General features: G+C 60.2%; 16 protein-coding genes. 12 read left to right on the top strand and 4 right to left on the bottom strand.

The window, feature by feature from the left end:
- Window positions 1-14: 14 nt before the first annotated feature.
- Window positions 15-461 (top strand): MarR family winged helix-turn-helix transcriptional regulator, encoded by a 447-nt coding sequence (locus K9B37_RS13125; protein WP_224313522.1) that lies wholly within the window; start codon window positions 15-17, stop codon window positions 459-461.
- A 94-nt stretch (window positions 462-555) separates the two neighbouring features.
- Here K9B37_RS13125 and K9B37_RS13120 read toward each other — a convergent pair whose 3' ends face one another.
- Window positions 556-1,494 (bottom strand): 2-dehydro-3-deoxygalactonokinase, encoded by a 939-nt coding sequence (locus tag K9B37_RS13120; protein ID WP_224313521.1) that lies wholly within the window; start codon window positions 1,492-1,494, stop codon window positions 556-558.
- A 105-nt stretch (window positions 1,495-1,599) separates the two neighbouring features.
- Here K9B37_RS13120 and K9B37_RS13115 point away from each other — a divergent pair, with 105 nt between their 5' ends.
- From K9B37_RS13115 to K9B37_RS13065, 11 genes are read left to right on the top strand one after another with little or no spacing between them, the layout of a single operon-like run.
- Window positions 1,600-2,523, top strand: coding sequence for a dihydrodipicolinate synthase family protein (locus K9B37_RS13115; protein WP_224313520.1), 924 nt, complete (start codon window positions 1,600-1,602; stop codon window positions 2,521-2,523).
- Complete coding sequence (locus tag K9B37_RS13110; RefSeq protein ID WP_224313519.1) at window positions 2,520-3,695, top strand: mandelate racemase/muconate lactonizing enzyme family protein; 1,176 nt, start codon at window positions 2,520-2,522, stop codon at window positions 3,693-3,695. Before K9B37_RS13115 ends, K9B37_RS13110 begins: the two co-directional genes overlap by 4 nt.
- A gap of 24 nt (window positions 3,696-3,719) precedes the next feature.
- Window positions 3,720-4,985, top strand: a complete 1,266-nt coding sequence (locus K9B37_RS13105) for an ABC transporter substrate-binding protein (protein WP_224313518.1) — start codon at window positions 3,720-3,722, stop codon at window positions 4,983-4,985.
- A gap of 55 nt (window positions 4,986-5,040) precedes the next feature.
- Window positions 5,041-5,946, top strand: coding sequence for a carbohydrate ABC transporter permease (locus K9B37_RS13100; protein ID WP_224313517.1), 906 nt, complete (start codon window positions 5,041-5,043; stop codon window positions 5,944-5,946).
- Between the two features lie 10 nt (window positions 5,947-5,956).
- Window positions 5,957-6,787, top strand: a complete 831-nt coding sequence (locus K9B37_RS13095) for a carbohydrate ABC transporter permease (RefSeq protein WP_224313516.1) — start codon at window positions 5,957-5,959, stop codon at window positions 6,785-6,787.
- A gap of 12 nt (window positions 6,788-6,799) precedes the next feature.
- Complete coding sequence (locus tag K9B37_RS13090; protein WP_224313515.1) at window positions 6,800-7,915, top strand: ABC transporter ATP-binding protein; 1,116 nt, start codon at window positions 6,800-6,802, stop codon at window positions 7,913-7,915.
- A 9-nt stretch (window positions 7,916-7,924) separates the two neighbouring features.
- The gene (locus K9B37_RS13085; protein WP_224313561.1) at window positions 7,925-8,911 is read left to right on the top strand and encodes an NAD-dependent epimerase/dehydratase family protein; all 987 of its coding nucleotides are present in this window, start codon (window positions 7,925-7,927) and stop codon (window positions 8,909-8,911) included.
- A gap of 2 nt (window positions 8,912-8,913) precedes the next feature.
- On the top strand, window positions 8,914-10,623 hold the full coding sequence (locus tag K9B37_RS13080) for an SMP-30/gluconolactonase/LRE family protein (RefSeq protein ID WP_224313514.1): 1,710 nt from the start codon (window positions 8,914-8,916) through the stop codon (window positions 10,621-10,623).
- Window positions 10,620-11,381, top strand: a complete 762-nt coding sequence (locus K9B37_RS13075) for an SDR family NAD(P)-dependent oxidoreductase (protein ID WP_224313513.1) — start codon at window positions 10,620-10,622, stop codon at window positions 11,379-11,381. The genes K9B37_RS13080 and K9B37_RS13075 overlap by 4 nt, the downstream gene beginning before the upstream one ends.
- 8 nt (window positions 11,382-11,389) lie before the next feature.
- Entirely contained in the window at window positions 11,390-12,808 is a 1,419-nt protein-coding gene (locus K9B37_RS13070) for an FAD-binding oxidoreductase (protein ID WP_224313512.1), read from the top strand.
- Window positions 12,809-12,821: 13 nt separating this feature from the next.
- Window positions 12,822-13,703 carry an aldose 1-epimerase family protein gene (locus K9B37_RS13065; RefSeq protein ID WP_224313511.1) on the top strand — a complete coding sequence of 294 codons (882 nt, stop codon included), beginning with the start codon at window positions 12,822-12,824 and terminating at the stop codon, window positions 13,701-13,703.
- Between the two features lie 90 nt (window positions 13,704-13,793).
- On the opposite strand, the gene K9B37_RS13060 is transcribed toward K9B37_RS13065, so the two are convergent.
- The 3 genes from K9B37_RS13060 to aptA form a co-directional block, all read right to left on the bottom strand.
- Window positions 13,794-14,750, bottom strand: a complete 957-nt coding sequence (locus K9B37_RS13060; RefSeq protein WP_224313510.1) for an ATP-grasp domain-containing protein — start codon at window positions 14,748-14,750, stop codon at window positions 13,794-13,796.
- Between the two features lie 152 nt (window positions 14,751-14,902).
- Window positions 14,903-16,339 carry an aldehyde dehydrogenase family protein gene (locus tag K9B37_RS13055; protein WP_224313509.1) on the bottom strand — a complete coding sequence of 479 codons (1,437 nt, stop codon included), beginning with the start codon at window positions 16,337-16,339 and terminating at the stop codon, window positions 14,903-14,905.
- 19 nt (window positions 16,340-16,358) lie between these two features.
- The gene (gene aptA, locus K9B37_RS13050) at window positions 16,359-17,702 is read right to left on the bottom strand and encodes an omega-aminotransferase AptA (protein ID WP_224313508.1); all 1,344 of its coding nucleotides are present in this window, start codon (window positions 17,700-17,702) and stop codon (window positions 16,359-16,361) included.
- Window positions 17,703-17,750: the final 48 nt, after the last annotated feature.

The raw sequence follows: 17,750 nt of genomic DNA, 5'->3' as shown, positions 1-17,750 counted from the left end.
AACATATATTGGGCATGTCAAAGGTCCCGGCCATCCCTTATGAAACCACGCTGTTCGTTCGCGATCACTGCCTCTGTCTTCACGCTCAGCGCGCGGCGCGAGCGCTTGCACGCCGCTTCGACGAGGCCCTGCGCCCATTGGAGCTCACGAACGGCCAGTTCTCTCTCCTGATGGCGCTCAATCGTCCGGAGGCCGCCCCTATGGGCGCGGTCGCAAGGCTCCTGGCTATGGACCGGACCACTCTCACGGCGGCTCTCAAACCTTTGGAGCGTCGTAGTCTCGTAACCTCTCTGGCAAATCCCAGCGACGCCCGCAGCCGCCTCCTTGCCCTTACCACCGAAGGCGAAGCTTTGCTGGCAAAAGCCCTTCCAATCTGGCAACACACCCACGCCGAAGTTGATCGCCTCTTGCCGGAGCCGACTTCTGTTCCCATTCGAGAAGCGCTTCGGGCAATGAGCTGACCGGCCTGCTCCTTGACGCCGAGAGAATAGTCTCGACGCGCAATGTATCCGAGGCAAGAGGAAGGCGAGAAAGCCCCTTGCTGATACGCCAGGCTCAGGCGCTGCGACGGACGCTTTCGACGGCCTCTGCGATGGCAAGGCAGCCGCGCACGGCTGCATCGTCCGGTGCAGGCGCAAGGATGAGACCGAAAGCCTTAGCCACACGGCTATAGACCTCGACGAGATCGTCATCTCCGACAACGGCGATCCTCGCGCCGTCTACATACCAGCCGAGCGACTTCGCTTCGCGGAACTCCGACGCAACCACGATTCCGGAGAGATAGTCCGTCATCTCTGCGGGCGATAAGGCACCGGAGAGCCATCCAGTCCTCACGGCGAAGAGACGCGTCAAAAGGCCCGCCGGCCGAGCATCGTCCCGTACCATAGCGACTGCCTTGTCGAATGCCTCCCAGTCGGGCGTCTCCGGCTTCCGTGCGACTTTGGAAAGAAACGAATGCTGTGAAAGGGTCCCGAAGATCTCGCCGGTAACCAGCGTCTGAAAGGCAGCGATCTGACCACCCGCGATGCGGGCCCATTTCGCATGCGTACCAGGAAGAACGACGGTCATGTCCTCGTTGAGCCCGAAGCCGACAAGTTGGGTCTCCTCGCCTCGCATGACATCGGGGAATGGATAGGCGGACGGATCGGTCAGGCCCGGAATGAAGGTAATCGTCCCGCCGTCGGGAAGTTGCATAGTCTTCACCTGGGCAGCCAGCGCCCCTGCATCAGCCGGGGCCGGTACATAGGGCATCTCAATCCAGCCGTTGCGGCTGCCAATCATACCGGCAGCATAGATCGGCACGATGCCGTGCTTCTCTCGCCACGGAGTAATGGCGCGTTGCAGCACGCCGAGGAAATCCCCACGAACCGACTGAATACCCTCTTCCGTCTCAATCCGATCGATCACCTTGCCTGTTCCATTCACCAGAAGTGCGCGGAACGAGGTCGTGCCCCAATCGAGAATGATGCGAAGCTGGGAGACTTTAGCGTTCATGGGCGTTTCCGTTCGTTTCTGTGAGTGCTTGACCCATAAACCAACTCAACGTAAGGTCCAACATGAAAAACAAATAGTCCAACATATGGACCAAAAGGAAACGCGATGCTCAAGGGGATTCTTCCCGTCCTGCCGACTCCCTTCGCCGCCGACGGATCCGTCGACCATGATGCCATGGAGCGTATCGTCGATTTCGCACTCGCCTCAGGCGTCGATGGTGTCGTTTTTCCTGGCTTCGCCAGCGAGGTCGACGAACTCGATGGACGCGAACGGGGGAGCCTTCTGCGCCTCGTCGTCGATAGGGTAGCCGGTCGGGTGCCCGTGATTGCCGGTGCCAGTGCACCAAGCGCTGAGGAAGCGATCGCGCATGCGCGGGAGGCCGTGGCTGCTGGCGTACGTATCGTGATGATCCAGGCGCCGAAGAGCGTTGGCGTAACGGCCGAAGCCGTCGCAGCCTTCTACGGCGCGATCGCTCAAGCGGTGCCCGAAATCGAAATCGTCCTTCAAAACGCGCCTGCGCCGCGCGGTTCCGACCTCAAGCCGGACGTGATCCTGACTATCGCGAGCGGAAATCCCGCAATCACCTACGTCAAGGAAGAGACCCTACCTGCAGGTCCGGCCATCACCGCCATTCTCAAGAATAAGCCGGCCCATCTCAAAGGGGTCATCGGTGGCGGCGGGGCCCGCTACGTCATCGACGAATATCGCCGCGGTGCCTGCGGGGCCATGCCGGCGGTCGAGATCGCCGATGTTCACGTGGCGCTTGATCGAGCCTTCCGGAGCGGCGACCTTGCAAAGGCACGCGATCTCTATATGCGAACGCTGCCGCTCCTCGTGATCCAGGCCAATTTCCGGATGGCCTTCACCAAATATGTGCTCTCCCGTCGCGGCATCCTGACGAACCACGCCTCACGTGCAAAACTACCACCCATGGATGCCATGGATCTGTCGGAAATCGACGCCTGGCTGACGTCGGCATCTTCTCTTCTGACCACAGGAAACGTGATGCTTCGCGGGGCGGCCGAATGAATGCCCGCATTGCCAAGGTCGAAACGTATTCGATCACCATTCCTCGCGAGACGATCTATCTCGGTGCGCCGCGACCAGGCGAGATGGTGAACGAAAAGGGATATATCGTCCGAAAGGGCAATCGCACCGTCTATCCTACCAGCGACAGAACCGTTGTCGTCCGCGTCGAGACGCAGGACGGAGCCGTGGGTTGGGGCGAGACCTACGGCATCGTGGCACCTGGGGCCGCGATGGCCATTATCGACGATCTTCTCGGCCCTTATGTCGTAGGCCGCGACCCGCGCGACGCCGTGATCATCCATGAGGATCTCTACGATCTCATGCGGGTCCGTGGATACACCGGGGGCTTCTACCTCGATGCGCTCGCCGCAATCGACATCGCTCTCTGGGACATCTGCGGCAAGCTTGCCGATCTGCCTCTGGTGAAGTTGCTCGGGGGGCAGCGTCACGAGAGACTTCCGGCCTATATCTCCGGTCTTCCAAAACGGACGCGGGAAGAGCGTGCATCCTTTGCGGCCGAATGGCAGGCGAAAGGCTTTTCCAGTTTCAAGTTCGCGGCGCCCGTTGCGGACGACGGAATCGTTGCCGAGATGCAGACGCTCCGGAGCAAGCTCGGCCCCTCGGCCCGGATTGCATGTGACATGCATTGGGCTCACACAGCCGATCAGGCGATTGCTGCCATTCGTGCCATGGAGCCGCATGGCCTCTGGTTCGCTGAGGCGCCAGTGAAGCCGGAGGATCTCGATGGCCTTGCCCATGTCGCGGCCAACGTGGCGGCCACTGTCGCTGCTGGAGAAGAGTGGCGTACGGTCTTCGATCTTGTGCCACGCGTCGCCAAGCGAGCCTGCGGTATCATCCAGCCAGAGATGGGACACAAGGGCATCACCGAGTTCATGCGGATCGGCCAATATGCCCAGGCGCATCATCTGGAGGTTATCCCGCACGCGACCATCGGAATCGGTCTGTTCATGGCGGCGAGCTTGCATGCAAGCGCCGCGCTGACAGCCGTTACGTGCCATGAGTATCAGCACTCGATCTTCGAACCCAATCGCAGGCTCGTCACCGGCGACATGGACTGCCGGGAAGGTTTCTACACGCTGCCGACCGGCCCCGGTCTCGGCGTCGAGCCATCCGAGGAGGCACTCAGCCTCCTCCAACAATATAAACAATGATGAAACCGCAACCGAGGAAATGCCATGCTGAGAAGAACATTGACCGTGCTGGCGACGACTGCCGCCCTCGCCTTGAGCACGAACGTCGCCTTCGCCCAGAACAAAGTCCTGAAATTCGTTTCCTGGCAGAAGGATGAGCGCGGCGTCGGTGACTGGTGGGCCTCTGTCATCAAGGCTTTCGAGGAAGCCCATCCAGGCGTGAAGATCGAATGGACCAAGGTCGAGCGTGGAGCATACGCAGACACGATGACGACGCTCTTTGCCGGCGGAAACCCACCCGACATCGTCCATCTGGCATCCTTCGAATTTCAGAAATTTGCCGATAACGGCTGGCTTGAGCCTCTCGATCCCTACATCAAGGATTCCAAGCTCGATCTGATCAACTGGGCCGGGCAGGACACATGCGTCTGGAACAAACAGACCGTGTGCACGATGATGCTCTATTTCGGCTATTTCCTCGCCTACAACGAGGACCTTCTGAAGAAGGAAGGCCTTTCCGTTCCGAAGACCTACGCCGAATTCTTGGAAGCCGCCAAGAAGACCACGAAGGATCTCAATGGTGACGGTATCATCGATCAGTATGGCACGGGTCACGAGACTCGCGGCGGTGGCGGCCAGTACATCAGCGAGATGATGAACTACACTCTCGACGCCGGTGGGCGCTGGACCGACGAGAATGGCAAGGTCACGATCAACACCCCACAGATGATCGAGGGCCTTTCGCGTTGGAAGACGATCGTCAAGAACAACCTAACGCCACGCGACATGTCGGCAGGTGAAGTGCGCCAGCTCTTCGCCGATGGCAAGATCGCCCTGAAGATGGATGGCCCTTGGCTGTGGCCGATCATTCAGAAGGGCAAGGCCAAGGATCAGATCAAGACCGCGATGGTACCATTCAACCCGCCGGTCGGAGGATCATCCAACATCCTTGCTATCCCGACGGACATTTCCAAGGACAATAAGAAACTCGTCTGGGACTTTATCAAGATCGCCACCTCTGACCCGTTCCAGTCGACCTATGCGACGCTCGGAGCATCGCCGCCCCCAAGCCCGCGGGCGGACATCAAGGCCGCCAAGGCGGAGAATCCGAACTTCGATCTCCTCGTGGAAGCGACACAGGCAGCAGCGAAAGCCAAGGTCGACCGCATTCCGAAAGGCCTTGAGATCCAGTTCAACGAGTTCTCGAAGATGGTTATGGAAGAAGCTCAGCGCATGATCATTCAGGACCTCGACCCGAAGGCCGTCGCCGCGACCATGCAGCAGAAGGCCGAAGCCCTTCAGCAGCAGTGATGCTTGCGCCTATGCCGGCCGCGACGTCGCGGCCGGCTCCTTGACAGAGGATTTCATGAAGCCGAGATTCAGCCTCGACCTTGCGCGCCCGAGCCGTCGCCATTGGCTCGGCTATCTTCTCCTTGCGCCGGCCGTCCTTCTCATCGGCCTCATCATCATCTATCCGCTCATCGTTTCCGTCGATATCTCGTTTCAGAACGTGAATATCGCCCGGCTCGACCAGCCACGTCGGCCGTTTACAACCGCCAACTACGAGCGATTGTTCGCGTCCGGAGACTTCTGGAACGCGAGCTGGGTCACGCTGAAGCTCATTGTCATCGTCAGCCTGTTCTGTTTCGTGATCGGCCTTGCGACCGCCCTCCTCGTCAACAACAAGTTTAAAGGCCGTACCTTCGCAAGGCTTCTCGTGGCTCTGCCCTGGGCCATGCCAGAGGTGATCGCCGTTGTCATTTTCGCCTGGATGTTCGATTCTTCGTTCGGGCTGATGAACTGGGTCTTCATCAAGCTCGGTTTCATCGACACCACCATCAACTGGTTCTCTTCACCCGCAGCCGCCTTCGCTGTCGTGTGCATCACGATGATCTGGAAGGGTTATCCGTTCGTATCGATCATGATGCTGGCTGGCCTTCAATCGATCCCGGAAGACTTCTACAACGCTGCCCGCGTAGACGGGGCCAATGCTTGGCAGCGTTTGGTCAATATTACCATCCCATCGCTGATGCCCGTGCTCGGGGTCACACTCGTGCTCGTCATGCTTTGGGTCTTCCGCGACTTCTCCATCATCTACGTGATGACCGGCGGCGGACCGCTCAAGGCTACGCAATCACTCTCGATCATGACCTACGAACAGGCCTTCGGGTTCTTCAAGATGGGCTATGCGTCCGCCATCGGCGTCGTGACTCTTATCATCTGTGTGATCGCCAGCCGTCTGATGATCGGCCGGGCTCCCGACAATATCTGAGGGGATCGTCATGAAGCGCAGCCTCCTCAACCAGACGATTCTCTACGGGACAGTCATTCTCGTCTGTGCTCTTCTGGTCTTTCCTATCTACTGGCTGTTCATCACAGCCATATCGCCGCCGGACCAACTCCGCGTCCTGCCACCCCGATTCTGGCCTGAGTTCCCTCGTTGGGAGGTGTTCGGTCAAATCATGCGCGACAGACCGGTCCTGCTCTGGCTCGGCAACTCCGCGCTCGCTGCTCTGGGGAGCGTTATTCTCTCGATGACGGTCTCGGTTCTTGCCGGATACAGTCTCTCGCGCTTCCGGGTTCGCGGCGGTCAATCTCTCGGTCTCTTCATCCTCACGGCGAAGATGCTGCCCGCCACGCTCCTGGTCATTCCCTTGTTTGGCATCTTTCGGACGCTCGATCTGATCGGCAGCCTGTGGTCTATCATCCTGGCGCATGCCACCCTGATCGTGCCGTTCACCACCTGGATGCTGAAGGGATACTTCGACACTATTCCGCGCGAACTCGAGCAGGCCGCCATGGTCGACGGCTGTTCGCCTCTTGGCGCTATGGCCCGGGTGATCCTTCCGGTATCAGCGCCGGGTCTTGCCGCTACAGCTCTCTACGGCTTCGTCCTGTCTTGGTCCGATTACGCGTATGCCCGTACCTTCCTGACCAACGCGCAGACGAATTGGACCGCCAATCTCGGCATCACGACCATGAAGGGCGAATACATTTCGAACTGGGGTGACATTTCCGCCGCTTCGATCCTCGTCGCGCTTCCCGTTCTCCTCATTTACCTCTTCCTCGAACGCTACCTTGTCGGCGGACTGACCGCCGGCGCGGAAAAATAGTGGAGTCACGGCATGGCCGGCATTCACATTGAGAGAGTGACCAAATCCTACGGACAGCTCGCCGTCCTCAAGGACTTCTCGCTCGAGGTCAAGGACGGCGAGTTTGTCGTCTTCGTCGGGCCGTCGGGTTGCGGCAAGTCCACCATGCTGAAGATCCTCGCCGGGCTGGAGGAGGCATCTTCCGGCTCGATCCGGATCGGCGGTCGCGACGTTACGGACCTGGCACCTGGCGATCGCGACATCGCGATGGTCTTCCAGAATTATGCGCTCTATCCGCACCTCACTGTCCGCAAAAACATGGGCTTCGGTCTCAAGATGCGTGGCACCGATTCCACGGAGATCGACCGGCGCGTGACGGACGCCGCCAAGATCCTCGGCGTCGAGCACCTTCTCGACCGCCGACCGAAGGCTCTCTCCGGCGGTCAGAGGCAGCGCGTGGCGCTCGGCCGCGCCATCGTTCGGGAGCCGCAGGCGTTCCTAATGGACGAGCCTCTTTCCAATCTCGATGCAAAGCTGCGCGTCCATACACGGGCGGAGATCAGTGCTCTCCACAAGCGCCTTGGCGTCACCACGATCTACGTGACGCACGATCAGATCGAGGCCATGACCATGGCTGATCGGATCGTCATCATGAGAGACGGCATCATTCAGCAGATCGCCGATCCGGACACCATGTTCCGGAAGCCGGCAAATCTGTTCGTGGCGGGGTTCATCGGATCGCCCGGGATGAACTTCCTGCGTGCAACGGTGACGAGCAACGGCGCGAACCCGGCAGTGCGTCTCTTCGGCCATGAGGTTCCCCTGCAGGCATCTCAGTCCCTTGCAGGCCGCGACGTTGTTGTGGGCCTGCGTCCGGAGCATATCGTTGCCGGACCCGGCCCGGTCACTTTCGAGGTGACGCCGCGCCTTGTCGAGAGTCTCGGAAGTGAGAAGTACATCTATGTGGACGTCCCGTCGGAGAACCGCGCCGAAGTGGCACGCTCCGGCGGTGACGAGCGGCGCACAGACACGATCATTGCCCGTCTCATCAATCCGGACGAGCGGATCGCCGATGGTCGTATCACCTTGTCCTTTGATCCTGCGCGCCTTCATCTCTTCGACGCCACGACGCAAGCCTCCATTGAGTGAGTTTCGATGATGCCTATTCTTGTGACTGGAAGCGCCGGCCGTGTCGGTTCAAAAGTCGTCCAACGCCTGCTCGACCAGGGGCACGCGGTGACCGGTTTCGACCTCCGGTCTTCGACGATCAATCATCGGCAATATAGAGAAATCATCGGCTCTTTCGATGATCGGGCTTCTGCCGCTGAAGCCGCCGAGGGGGCGAGCGCCATTCTGCATCTCGGTGCCTTCATGTCCTGGCTGCCGAGCGATGCGGACAAGCTGCATCGAGCGAACGTGGACGGCACACGCATCCTTCTGGAACAGGCCGCTCGGGTCAAACCGGAGCGCGTTCTCTTTGCAAGCTCCGGCGAAGTCTACCCGGAAAACGTGCCCGATTATCTTCCGGTGGATGAGGATCATCCGCTCAAGCCGCGCTCGCCCTACGGCCTGACCAAGCTTCTCGGCGAGGAACTCGTGCGATTCTTCGAGCGGACCTCCGGAATTCCGGCCACGATCCTGCGTTTCTCCCATACCCAGGATGCAGCTGAGCTGCTCGACCCGGCGAGCTTCTTCTCAGGACCGCGCTTCTTCCTGCACCCGAAGATTCGGCAACAGGAAGGTTTAGGCAATACGGCCGCGGTGGGACGTCTGAGAGCGATCGATGACGGTCGTGAAAGCCTCGTCGTGTCCTGCAACGAGAATGGTCGCCCGTTCAAAATGCACATCACTGACACGCGGGACATGGTCGATGGCATCCTTCTCGCATTGGACAATCCCAAGGCCGCGGGCCGTACCTATAATCTGGGCGCTACTGCTCCTGTTGACTTTGCGGAAGCGCTGGCGCTCATGGCGAACCTGACGAATTTGCCATTGAAGACCGTCGATCTGCCCGGTAGCGGTGTTTTCTACGAGACTTCCAATGCTCGCATTCGCGAGGAGCTGGGCTTTGCACCGCAATGGACAATAGATCGCATGATCGCAGAGGCAGCCGCCGCTCGCGCCGCGAGGGCGAAGGTCGCATAGTCGTGGACAGCATCCGCGTGCCGCCGCCGGAAGAACGGGAGGTGCCGACGGGCGCCGCTGCGCTTGCCAAGGGATTGTATCTTCTCGACGTCATCGGCGAGCATCCGACGCCACCCCGGTTCAAGGACCTTCAGGCCGCGACGAACCTGTCCAAAGGCACTTTGGCACGGATGCTGAACACCCTCGTGCTGTTTCGGCTAGTCCGCCACGAGGAAAGCGACAATACGTACCGGCTGGGTCATCGGCTCTTCGAGCTTGCCCATCGCGTGTGGGAATCCTTCGATCTGAGAGGTGCTGCAGCGCCTGTCATCGAGCGCCTTGCCGACGAGACGCGTGAGACGGTAGCCCTGTGCTCCGTCGACGGCCACGAGGTTCTGTATATCGACCAGAAAAGCCGTGGCGGCGCATTCGGCTTTCGTATCGAAATCGGGCGCCGTGCACCGCTTCATTGCACCGCTGGCGGAAAGGCGCTTCTTGCCTTCGCCTCGCCACACGAGCGCCGCGTGATGCTCAATCACGGACCTTTCGAGCGCTTCACGGAGCGAACGATCGTCGAGGAAGAGGCGCTTTTGGCCGACCTCGCCCTGGCGCGGGCGCGAGGCTACGCCATCTCGCTCGAGGAGCATGTCTCGGGCGTCGTATCGGTTGCGGCACCGATCTTCGATCACACGGGACGTGCCATCGCGGCCATCGGGGTATTCGGTCCAAGCTCGCGCCTGTCCAACGATCGCCTACACACAACAGGCCGGGATCTCATGGCGGCGGCGCGCCAGATTTCCGGAAATGTCGGCGCCATGCCGATGAACATCACTCCCCAAAGCCGCGCGCGATCTCCGTCCGAAAGCGACGCGGAATGCGTCCTCCCCTGGGGCGCACATCTGGCGGAAGGCCCTGTCTGGGCCCCTCATGAGAAGCGCCTGTACTGGGTGGATATCCTTGCCCCTTCGGCGCACCGTTTCGATCCGGTCACCCGAACCAACGAGGAGATCGTCCTGCCGCGCCTGGTGAGTGCGATCGTACCGCGCCGCGGGGGCGGACTCGCGGCTCTCACGCAGGATGGCCTTGAGGCCTTGGACTTCGTCAGCGGCAAGCTGACGCCTCTCGTCGATCCGGAGGCCGACGTTCCTGACAATCGCTTCAATGACGGGAAATGCGACCGATTGGGCCGTCTCTGGGGTGGCACGATGCGGCTTGATGCAAGCCGCGCCACCGGTGCGCTCTACGCTATTTCGGGCGATCGAACCTGGCGCAAGGTCGCCTCAGGCTTCACGGTGGCAAACGGGCTCGACTGGAGTCCCGACGGGCGGACACTCTACTTCGTGGACTCGGCACCAGGACGCATCTACGCCTATGATTTCGATCTTTCCGCCGGGACGATCGACAATCGCCGGATCTTCGCGACGGTGGATGCCCAGGAGGGACGGCCCGACGGCCTCGCCGTGGACAGCGAAGGATTTCTCTGGTGCGCCATCTGGGATGGCTGGTGCGTGCGCCGTTACGCACCCGACGGGCGCCTCGACCGTGAGATCCGACTGCCGGTTCCGCGGCCCACGAGCGTCGCTTTCGGCGGCGATGATCTCAAGACTCTCTTCATCACGACCGCTCGCATTCGGTTACCTTCACGTGCCTTGGCGGAAGCGCCTTTTTCAGGTGGCCTTTTTGCGATGGCAGCCCCTGCCGCCGGTCTGCCCGTCTCGGAGTTTGCAGGGTGACCTTTCCTCGCTATCCCGATCTTTCATCCCGCACGGCCCTGGTCACCGGCGGTGCCGACGGCATTGGCCGCGCGATCGTCGAAGCCCTGGCGGCGCAGGGAACGAAGGTTGCCTTCCTTGATGTCAACAAATCAGCTGGCGAGGACTTGATAACGCAGCTTCGAGATTCCGATGCGATCATCTCCTTCCGGCCCGTCGACCTGCGGGACCTTGCCTCCACGCGCAAAGCGATAAAGGAACTGGAGGAGGAAACCGGTCCCTTCTCGATTTGCGTCAATAATGCAGGTCACGACGAGCGTCATCGCTTCGACGAGGTGAACGAAGCCTATTGGGATGACCGCTTCGCGGTGAATCTGCGGCCGATGATGTTCGTGAGCCAAGCCGTCGTTTCCGGCATGCGATCCTTGGGAGGCGGATCGATCATCAACCTGGGGTCGACTTCCTGGATGCAGGGAGCAGCAGGCCTCATTGCCTATACGACGGCGAAATCGGCCGTCCTCGGCTTCACACGGTCCCTTGCCCGAGAACTCGGACCCGATGGCATCCGCGTGAACTGCGTGACACCCGGTTGGGTGATGACGGAGCGCCAGCGCAAAACATGGCGGACTCCGGAGAAATGGGAGGCAGCCCAGGCGCGGCAGTCGATCAAGGGCGAGATCCTGCCCGAGGACGTAGCCGCGATGGTTCTCTTCCTCTCGTCCGACGCTGCCCGGCGGTGCACAGGTCAGAACTATATCGTCGACGCTGGTGTCGTCTGAGCGCTCTCATGCATCCGCTTGCCACCATCCTGAATAGCTCCAGCGTCGTGACCGACCCTGATGGCATGGCACCCTACCTCTCGGATTGGCGGGGCTTAGCAAAAGGAACAGCACAGGCGGTCGTGAAGCCACAAACGACGGAAGATGTCGCCCGCGTGCTGCAATGGGCTTCACAGACCGGTACTCCGGTCGTTCCACAGGGAGGCAATACCGGACTTTCTGGCGGTGCGACACCAGATCGGTCTGGCCGCGCCATTGTGTTATCGTTGGAACGTCTCAACCGCATCCTGTCTATCGACCCTGTCGGCAATACACTTGTTGCTCAGGCTGGCTGCATTCTTGCAAACGTGCAGCAGGCAGCTGCCGATGTAGGGCGGCTCTTTCCAGTGAGCCTCGGGAGCGAGGGCTCCTGCCAGATCGGCGGTATTCTCGCCACGAATGCGGGCGGGATCAATGTCATCCGATATGGGATGACGCGCGATCTGGTGCTTGGCCTCGAATATGTCACGGCCGCAGGCGAGATCGTTCGCGGACCGCGGAAGCTGCACAAGAACAACACAGGCTACGACCTGCGTCATCTCCTGATCGGATCGGAGGGCAGTCTCGCCGTCATCACGGCCGCTGCGCTGAAGATCGTTCAGCCGCCGCCGGCGCGAATAAGCGCGCTTGCTGCTGTTGGGACACCGGATGCAGCCTTGTCGCTCTTGCGTCTTATCCGAGAAACGGTCGGCGAGAATATCCTTGCTTTCGAATTAATGTGCGGCAACGAGATGAACCTCGTTCGTGCCCGCTTTCCTTCTCAGCGCTATCCGTTTGCAGACAACCATCCCTGGTATGTTTTCGTCGAAATCGGCGGCGAGCGTGATGAGGTTGTCTCCGAACGAACTGAAGCGGCCTTAAGCCATGCGCTGGACAAGAGCATCGTCACGGACGCAGTGCTCGCCACAAGCGAGGCACAAAGCAAGGAAATCTGGCATCTCCGCTTCGCCGTCTCGGAAGCCAATCGCCTTGCAGGACCGACAGTTTCGCATGACGTCAGCGTCGCCACTCAAGACGTCCCAACGTTGATAGCGAACGTATCACGCCGGATTGCGGATTTCCCCGAGGCACTTCCGCTCCTTGTCGGGCATATCGGGGACGGCAACATTCACGTTAACATCCTCCTTCCGCATCAAATCCTTACCGATCAAAAGAATTTCCGGGCGATCTCGCGCCAGGTGAACGATATGATCTATGATATCGTCGGTGAGCTCGATGGAAGCATCTCAGCGGAGCATGGCATCGGCCGCTTCAAGCGGGAGGCCTTCTCTCATAGAGCTGACCCTGTAGAGCTCCGTTTGATGACGGCGATCAAGCATTCCTTCGATCCAGCCGGCATTCTCAATCCCGGCGTGATGTTAAGCGCCAGCCAATCGCTCCGCCCCTAAGGTACCATACCATATGATCACCATCGCGAATGACTCTCTTACCGTCGATGTCTCGCCGCTCGGCGCGGAACTGCAAGCAATCCGGGATGCAGGCGGCCGCTCCTGGCTCTGGCATGGCGATTCAACCTTCTGGGCAGGGCGTGCACCGCTTCTGTTCCCGGTCATCGGAAAGAGTTTTGACGGCAAGGCCATGATCGAGGGCACGCTCCGTCCCATGGCGCCACATGGCTTTGCGCGTACGAGTCGCTTCGAAGCGAAAGAAGTTTCGGAGTCCCATTGCGTGCTGCGCTTGGAAGATAGCGAAGAAACACGCAAGTGTTTCCCCTTCCGCTTCACGCTCGACATCTCTTTCCATCTTGATGGGTCATCGCTGGAAATCGAGACGCGGATCTTCAACCGCGACAAAAGGCCGATGCCGTTCTGCTTCGGCTATCATCCTGCTTTCCCATGGCCCCTCCCAGGGGCCAAGGATGAGGAAAGCCATGAGGTGCACCTCGGAACGCGACGCGCGCCAAAACTTCTAAGGATCGATGCCAACGGCCTTCTGAAAGATCAGCGGCTGCCTTCTCCTTTCGTCAATGGCGTCCTGACGCTGAAACCAGATCTTTTTGTCGAAGACGCAATGATCTTTGATGACCCCGATATCAAAACCGTTTGGTATGGGGCGCCGGGCCACCCTGGCGTGCATGTCGCATTCCCGAACATGCCGCATCTCGGCATCTGGACGAAGCCGGGCGCTTCTTTCCTGTGCATCGAACCTTGGCATGGCCTGCCCGCACCCGTAGGCAAACAGGAGCCGCTCGAAGAACGGGCTGGCGCCATTATCCTTCAACCTGAGGAAGAAGCACGACTTCCGATGGTATTGAGCTTTGGTGTCGAGGACCACGCCAGCTGAAACTCATCCGCGCGAAAGATATGCGCTCTTCAGAGTGTAGCATTGAGCCTCGCACGCTCATCTGAGCAGATGAACGTGCAGAGCGAGACGTCAAGCTGCCTGGGCGGCAAACTCACGGTCGAGAAGTGAGCGGAGATGCCGGGCGATCGTCCGCATCCCGAAGAGCCCCGCGCGCGCTTCTGCATCGGGATTGTAGTTCGTGTTGGTGTTCACATCGTAGGTATAGGTAACACCATTCTGGTCGGTGATGATCTCGATGCCGGCGATTCCAATCCCATTGGCAGCGATGAAGCTTTCATATTTCGGAATTGCCGGGTTCTCATATCCCTTAAGAATTTGGAACTTCTCGGATGGAGCAACCGCAGGGCAGGCTGCCGAACCGATGGCGCTGTTGTCGACTTGGCAGGCATCGGCCGGGCAAAGCTGGAAGCCTTCGCTCGTATCGACCCGCACCGCATAGAGGAATCGTCCACCGATGAACTCAAGGCGCGTGATAAACGGTTCGGGCGCCTGGATATAGCGCTGAACCAGCGTAATCCCGTCCACGGGTTCTTCGAACTCATCCGATTCGAGATGCTGTTCAAGAGCCGCGGCGCTCAGGAAGAGACGCACGCCCAAGCCTTTGCCGCCACGATTGTGCTTCAGGATAAGAGGAAAGCCGAGCGTCGCCGCAGCGGCCGTGATGTTGCTCTTGCCAACGACCGCAAGCGTCTCCGGTGTCCGCAGCCCAAATTTTGTGAGGGCTTCGTACTGAGCCACCTTGCTGATCTCAAGGCGTAGCGCGCGGCTGTCGTTCACAATGGTCCCGCCGTGTCGCTCCAGCCATGCGAGGACGGCACCGGTGTACTCGGCGGCAAAGCGATGATCCCGCGTGTGAGACGAAGCGCTCATCCGGTTGTAGAAAACACCCGCTGGCGGTGGGGAGCGGAGATCGAGCACGCCCTGGTCGAGAAACCACTCTTCGTAGGGCGTGCCATCCTGGGCAAAAGCCGCCCGCAGCGGTTCCACCCAGGCACTGTTCTCATGGATGACGAACACCTTCGACATGACGCTTCCTCGCTCCTGAAGATGTCAGGAGGATTCCGGCGAAACGATCTTTTCGTCAACCGGAATGTTCTTTTAAAAGAACATTCCTTCGGATTGAAATTCTTCTCCGAGTGGAACCTTGGGGAGAAGAAAATTCTTCTTCTGTCCCTGTGTCAGGCCTGGGCTTCCGAATATCCGAATACGGACTTCGTTTCGAGGAACTCCTCGAAGCCGAACCGACCCCATTCGCGACCATTCCCCGACTGCTTGTAGCCGCCAAAAGGCGCCGCATTGTCCCCGCGAGCGCCATTCAGATGGACCATACCGGCTCGGATCCGGCGAGCGACGCCTCTGGCTCGTTCGATATCGCCCGATGTGACGTAGCTGGACAGGCCGTAGACCGTGTCGTTTGCGATCCGAATTGCCTCTTCCTCGTCACGATAGGGCAGAATGCTCACGACAGGCCCGAAGATTTCCTCGCGGGCGATCTTCATGTCGTTGCGCACATTCGCGAACACCGTGGGCTGCACGTAGTAGCCCCGATTGAGGCCCGCAGGACGTCCTAGACCACCGGCCACCAGAGTAGCTCCTTCCTGGATGCCGGCCTCGATCAGGGCCTGAATGCGCTCGAATTGAATTCGGCTGACGACAGGGCCAATGGTCGTCGTGGGCGATGTCGGATCTCCCGCGACTGTCTCCGCTGCAATGTGCCGGGCGATCTCGATCACATCGTTCTGCCTGTCAGCCGGGACAAGCAACCGGGTCGGTGCGTTACAGGATTGTCCGCTGTTGGCAAAGCAAGCCCGCGTCCCATGCGTGATCGCAGCTTCGAAATCGGCATCGTCCAGGATGATGTTGGGCGATTTTCCACCCAGCTCCTGATGCACTCGCTTCACGGTATCCGCGGCGGCTTTCGCCACGAGGATTCCGGCGCGGGTCGAGCCCGTGAAGGAGACCATGTCGATGTCAGGATGGCTCGAAAGGGTTTGTCCGACACCTGGACCGTCACCATTGACCAGATTGAACACGCCTGCCGGAACACCGGCCTCCTCAAGGATCTCCGCAAAGACCAAGGCCGACAGAGGCGCAACCTCGCTGGGCTTGAGGACCATCGTGCAACCCGCCGCCAAGGCTGGACCGACCTTGCAGGCAATCTGATTCAGGGGCCAGTTCCAGGGAGTGATCAGGCCCACGACGCCAATGGGCTCGCGGGCGATGAGCGTCGAGCCGATCCGCTCATCGAAGGAATAGGCCTTCAAGACCTCGATGATCCGCTGGAGATGCCCCAATCCGGCCGGCACATGTCGCTCCCGTGCGAAGGCCAGCGGCGCACCCATCTCGGACGAAACAGCTTCGGCAAGATCCTGGGCACGGCGCTGATAGACCTTCACGATCTCCGTCAACAGAGCAAGGCGCTCATCGCGGCTCGTCTGCGCGAAGGAATCAAAAGCCCGCCGTGCAGCTGCAACAGCCTTGTCAACGTCCGCTGCTTGTCCGATTGCAATCGACGTCACCGGCTCTTCGGTCGCCGGATTGATCACGTCGAGATGGCGCTCTTCAACCGGCGCGATCCACTGCCCGTCGACATAAAATTGATGATGATGCGACACGAATCGATCTCCTAGACGTTCAGTTCATCTGTCTCACGGCGGAGCGGATGCTGTCCACGATCTGTGCGATCTGCTCCTCGTCGATGATCAGCGGCGGCGACAGGACGATGAGATCGCCCGACGCGCGCACGAGCACGCCGTTGTCGTAGCAGCTCTGGGCACAGGAGGCTCCCCTTGCACCCGGCTCGCCCTTTCGAGCCGCGAGTTCGACCACGCCGAGAAGACCAATGTTGCGGATGTCTGCGATATGAGGCTCGTCCCTCAGACTGTGAAGGGCCTCTTGCCAAGTCGTCGCAATGACCGCCGTTCGCTCGAACAGCCGGAGTTCCTCGTAAACATCGAGGGCCGCAAGCCCCGCTGCGCAAGCCAGGGGATGGCCGGAATAAGTGTAACCGTGGAACAGCTCGATCGCCTCCGGCGGGCCCGCCATGAAGGCGTCGAAGATGAAGTCCCGGATGAGGACTCCTCCCATGGGAACGGCGCCGTTGGTCATGCCCTTGGCGCAGGTGATGAGATCCGGTGTGACGCGGAGAGCCTGCGCCGCGAAGGCTGTGCCAAGGCGACCGAAACCGGTGATGACCTCGTCAAAGATCAACAAGATGCCGTGACGGCTGCAGATGGAGCGCAGGCGTTCAAGATATTCCTTCGGCGGCGGATAAACGCCGCCGGAGCCGATCACCGGCTCGACGATGACGGCTGCGACGGTTGCGGGATCATTGATCTGAAGCAGGCTTTCCAGTTCGTCCGCATAATGCGCCCCCGCATCGGGCTGGCCGCGCGAGAAGCCCATCGAGGCTCGGTCGTAGGGCAATGAGAGATGCGCAACATCCGGCAGCAGGGGGCCGAAATCTCGCTTGTGACGGCCAATGCCACCGACCGAGAGGCCACCGAACCCCATGCCGTGATAACCCTTGGCTCGTCCGATGAACTTGGTACGGCCGGCATCGCCGCGCGCGCGATGGTAGCCCCGGGCGATTTTGAGCGCGCTGTCGACAGCTTCGGAGCCTGAATTGGTGAAGAACACACGCCCGAAGCCCTCGGGAGCAATCCCGGCAAGACGCCCAGCGAGCTCGAATGTGGCGGGATGCGTCATCTTGAATGAGGACACGAAATCGAGCCGCCCAGCGGCTTCTCGAATGGCCTCGACGATGCGGGGTTGCCCGTGGCCGGCATTGACGCACCAAAGACCCGCCATGCCGTCGAGGATCCGCCGTCCATCCGCAGATGTGTAGTGCATGCCTTCCGCCGCCAAGAACATCATCGGGTTCGAGCGGAACTGGCGCATGGCCGTGAAGGGAAGCCAATGGGCGTCGCCGATATCGTTGGCCATCGCGCGAGAGGCGAGAGACGGCGCGGCTGTCATGAGGATCTCCTGGTGAAGGCAAGGGAATGGGAATATTTGAACTTTGTT

Origin of the sequence: Microvirga puerhi (genome assembly GCF_020089865.1) — a bacterium.
In the GTDB taxonomy this organism is placed as follows: Bacteria; Pseudomonadota; Alphaproteobacteria; order Rhizobiales; family Beijerinckiaceae; genus Microvirga; species Microvirga puerhi.
The sequence above is the reverse complement of the archived record's forward strand: the minus strand, read 5'-3'. Positions and strand labels throughout refer to the sequence as shown.

Bases quoted from the DNA above. Each gene is read 5' to 3' on its own strand.
- K9B37_RS13100 (WP_224313517.1), top strand. From the start codon at position 5,041: ATGAAGCCGAGATTCAGCCTCGACCTTGCGCGCCCGAGCCGTCGCCAT.
- K9B37_RS13125 (WP_224313522.1), top strand. From the start codon at position 15: ATGTCAAAGGTCCCGGCCATCCCTTATGAAACCACGCTGTTCGTTCGC.
- K9B37_RS13085 (WP_224313561.1), top strand. From the start codon at position 7,925: ATGCCTATTCTTGTGACTGGAAGCGCCGGCCGTGTCGGTTCAAAAGTC.
- K9B37_RS13065 (WP_224313511.1), top strand. From the start codon at position 12,822: ATGATCACCATCGCGAATGACTCTCTTACCGTCGATGTCTCGCCGCTC.
- K9B37_RS13115 (WP_224313520.1), top strand. From the start codon at position 1,600: ATGCTCAAGGGGATTCTTCCCGTCCTGCCGACTCCCTTCGCCGCCGAC.
- aptA (WP_224313508.1), bottom strand. From the start codon at position 17,702: ATGACAGCCGCGCCGTCTCTCGCCTCTCGCGCGATGGCCAACGATATC.
- K9B37_RS13090 (WP_224313515.1), top strand. From the start codon at position 6,800: ATGGCCGGCATTCACATTGAGAGAGTGACCAAATCCTACGGACAGCTC.
- K9B37_RS13110 (WP_224313519.1), top strand. From the start codon at position 2,520: ATGAATGCCCGCATTGCCAAGGTCGAAACGTATTCGATCACCATTCCT.
- K9B37_RS13105 (WP_224313518.1), top strand. From the start codon at position 3,720: ATGCTGAGAAGAACATTGACCGTGCTGGCGACGACTGCCGCCCTCGCC.
- K9B37_RS13070 (WP_224313512.1), top strand. From the start codon at position 11,390: ATGCATCCGCTTGCCACCATCCTGAATAGCTCCAGCGTCGTGACCGAC.
- K9B37_RS13120 (WP_224313521.1), bottom strand. From the start codon at position 1,494: ATGAACGCTAAAGTCTCCCAGCTTCGCATCATTCTCGATTGGGGCACG.
- K9B37_RS13095 (WP_224313516.1), top strand. From the start codon at position 5,957: ATGAAGCGCAGCCTCCTCAACCAGACGATTCTCTACGGGACAGTCATT.
- K9B37_RS13060 (WP_224313510.1), bottom strand. From the start codon at position 14,750: ATGTCGAAGGTGTTCGTCATCCATGAGAACAGTGCCTGGGTGGAACCG.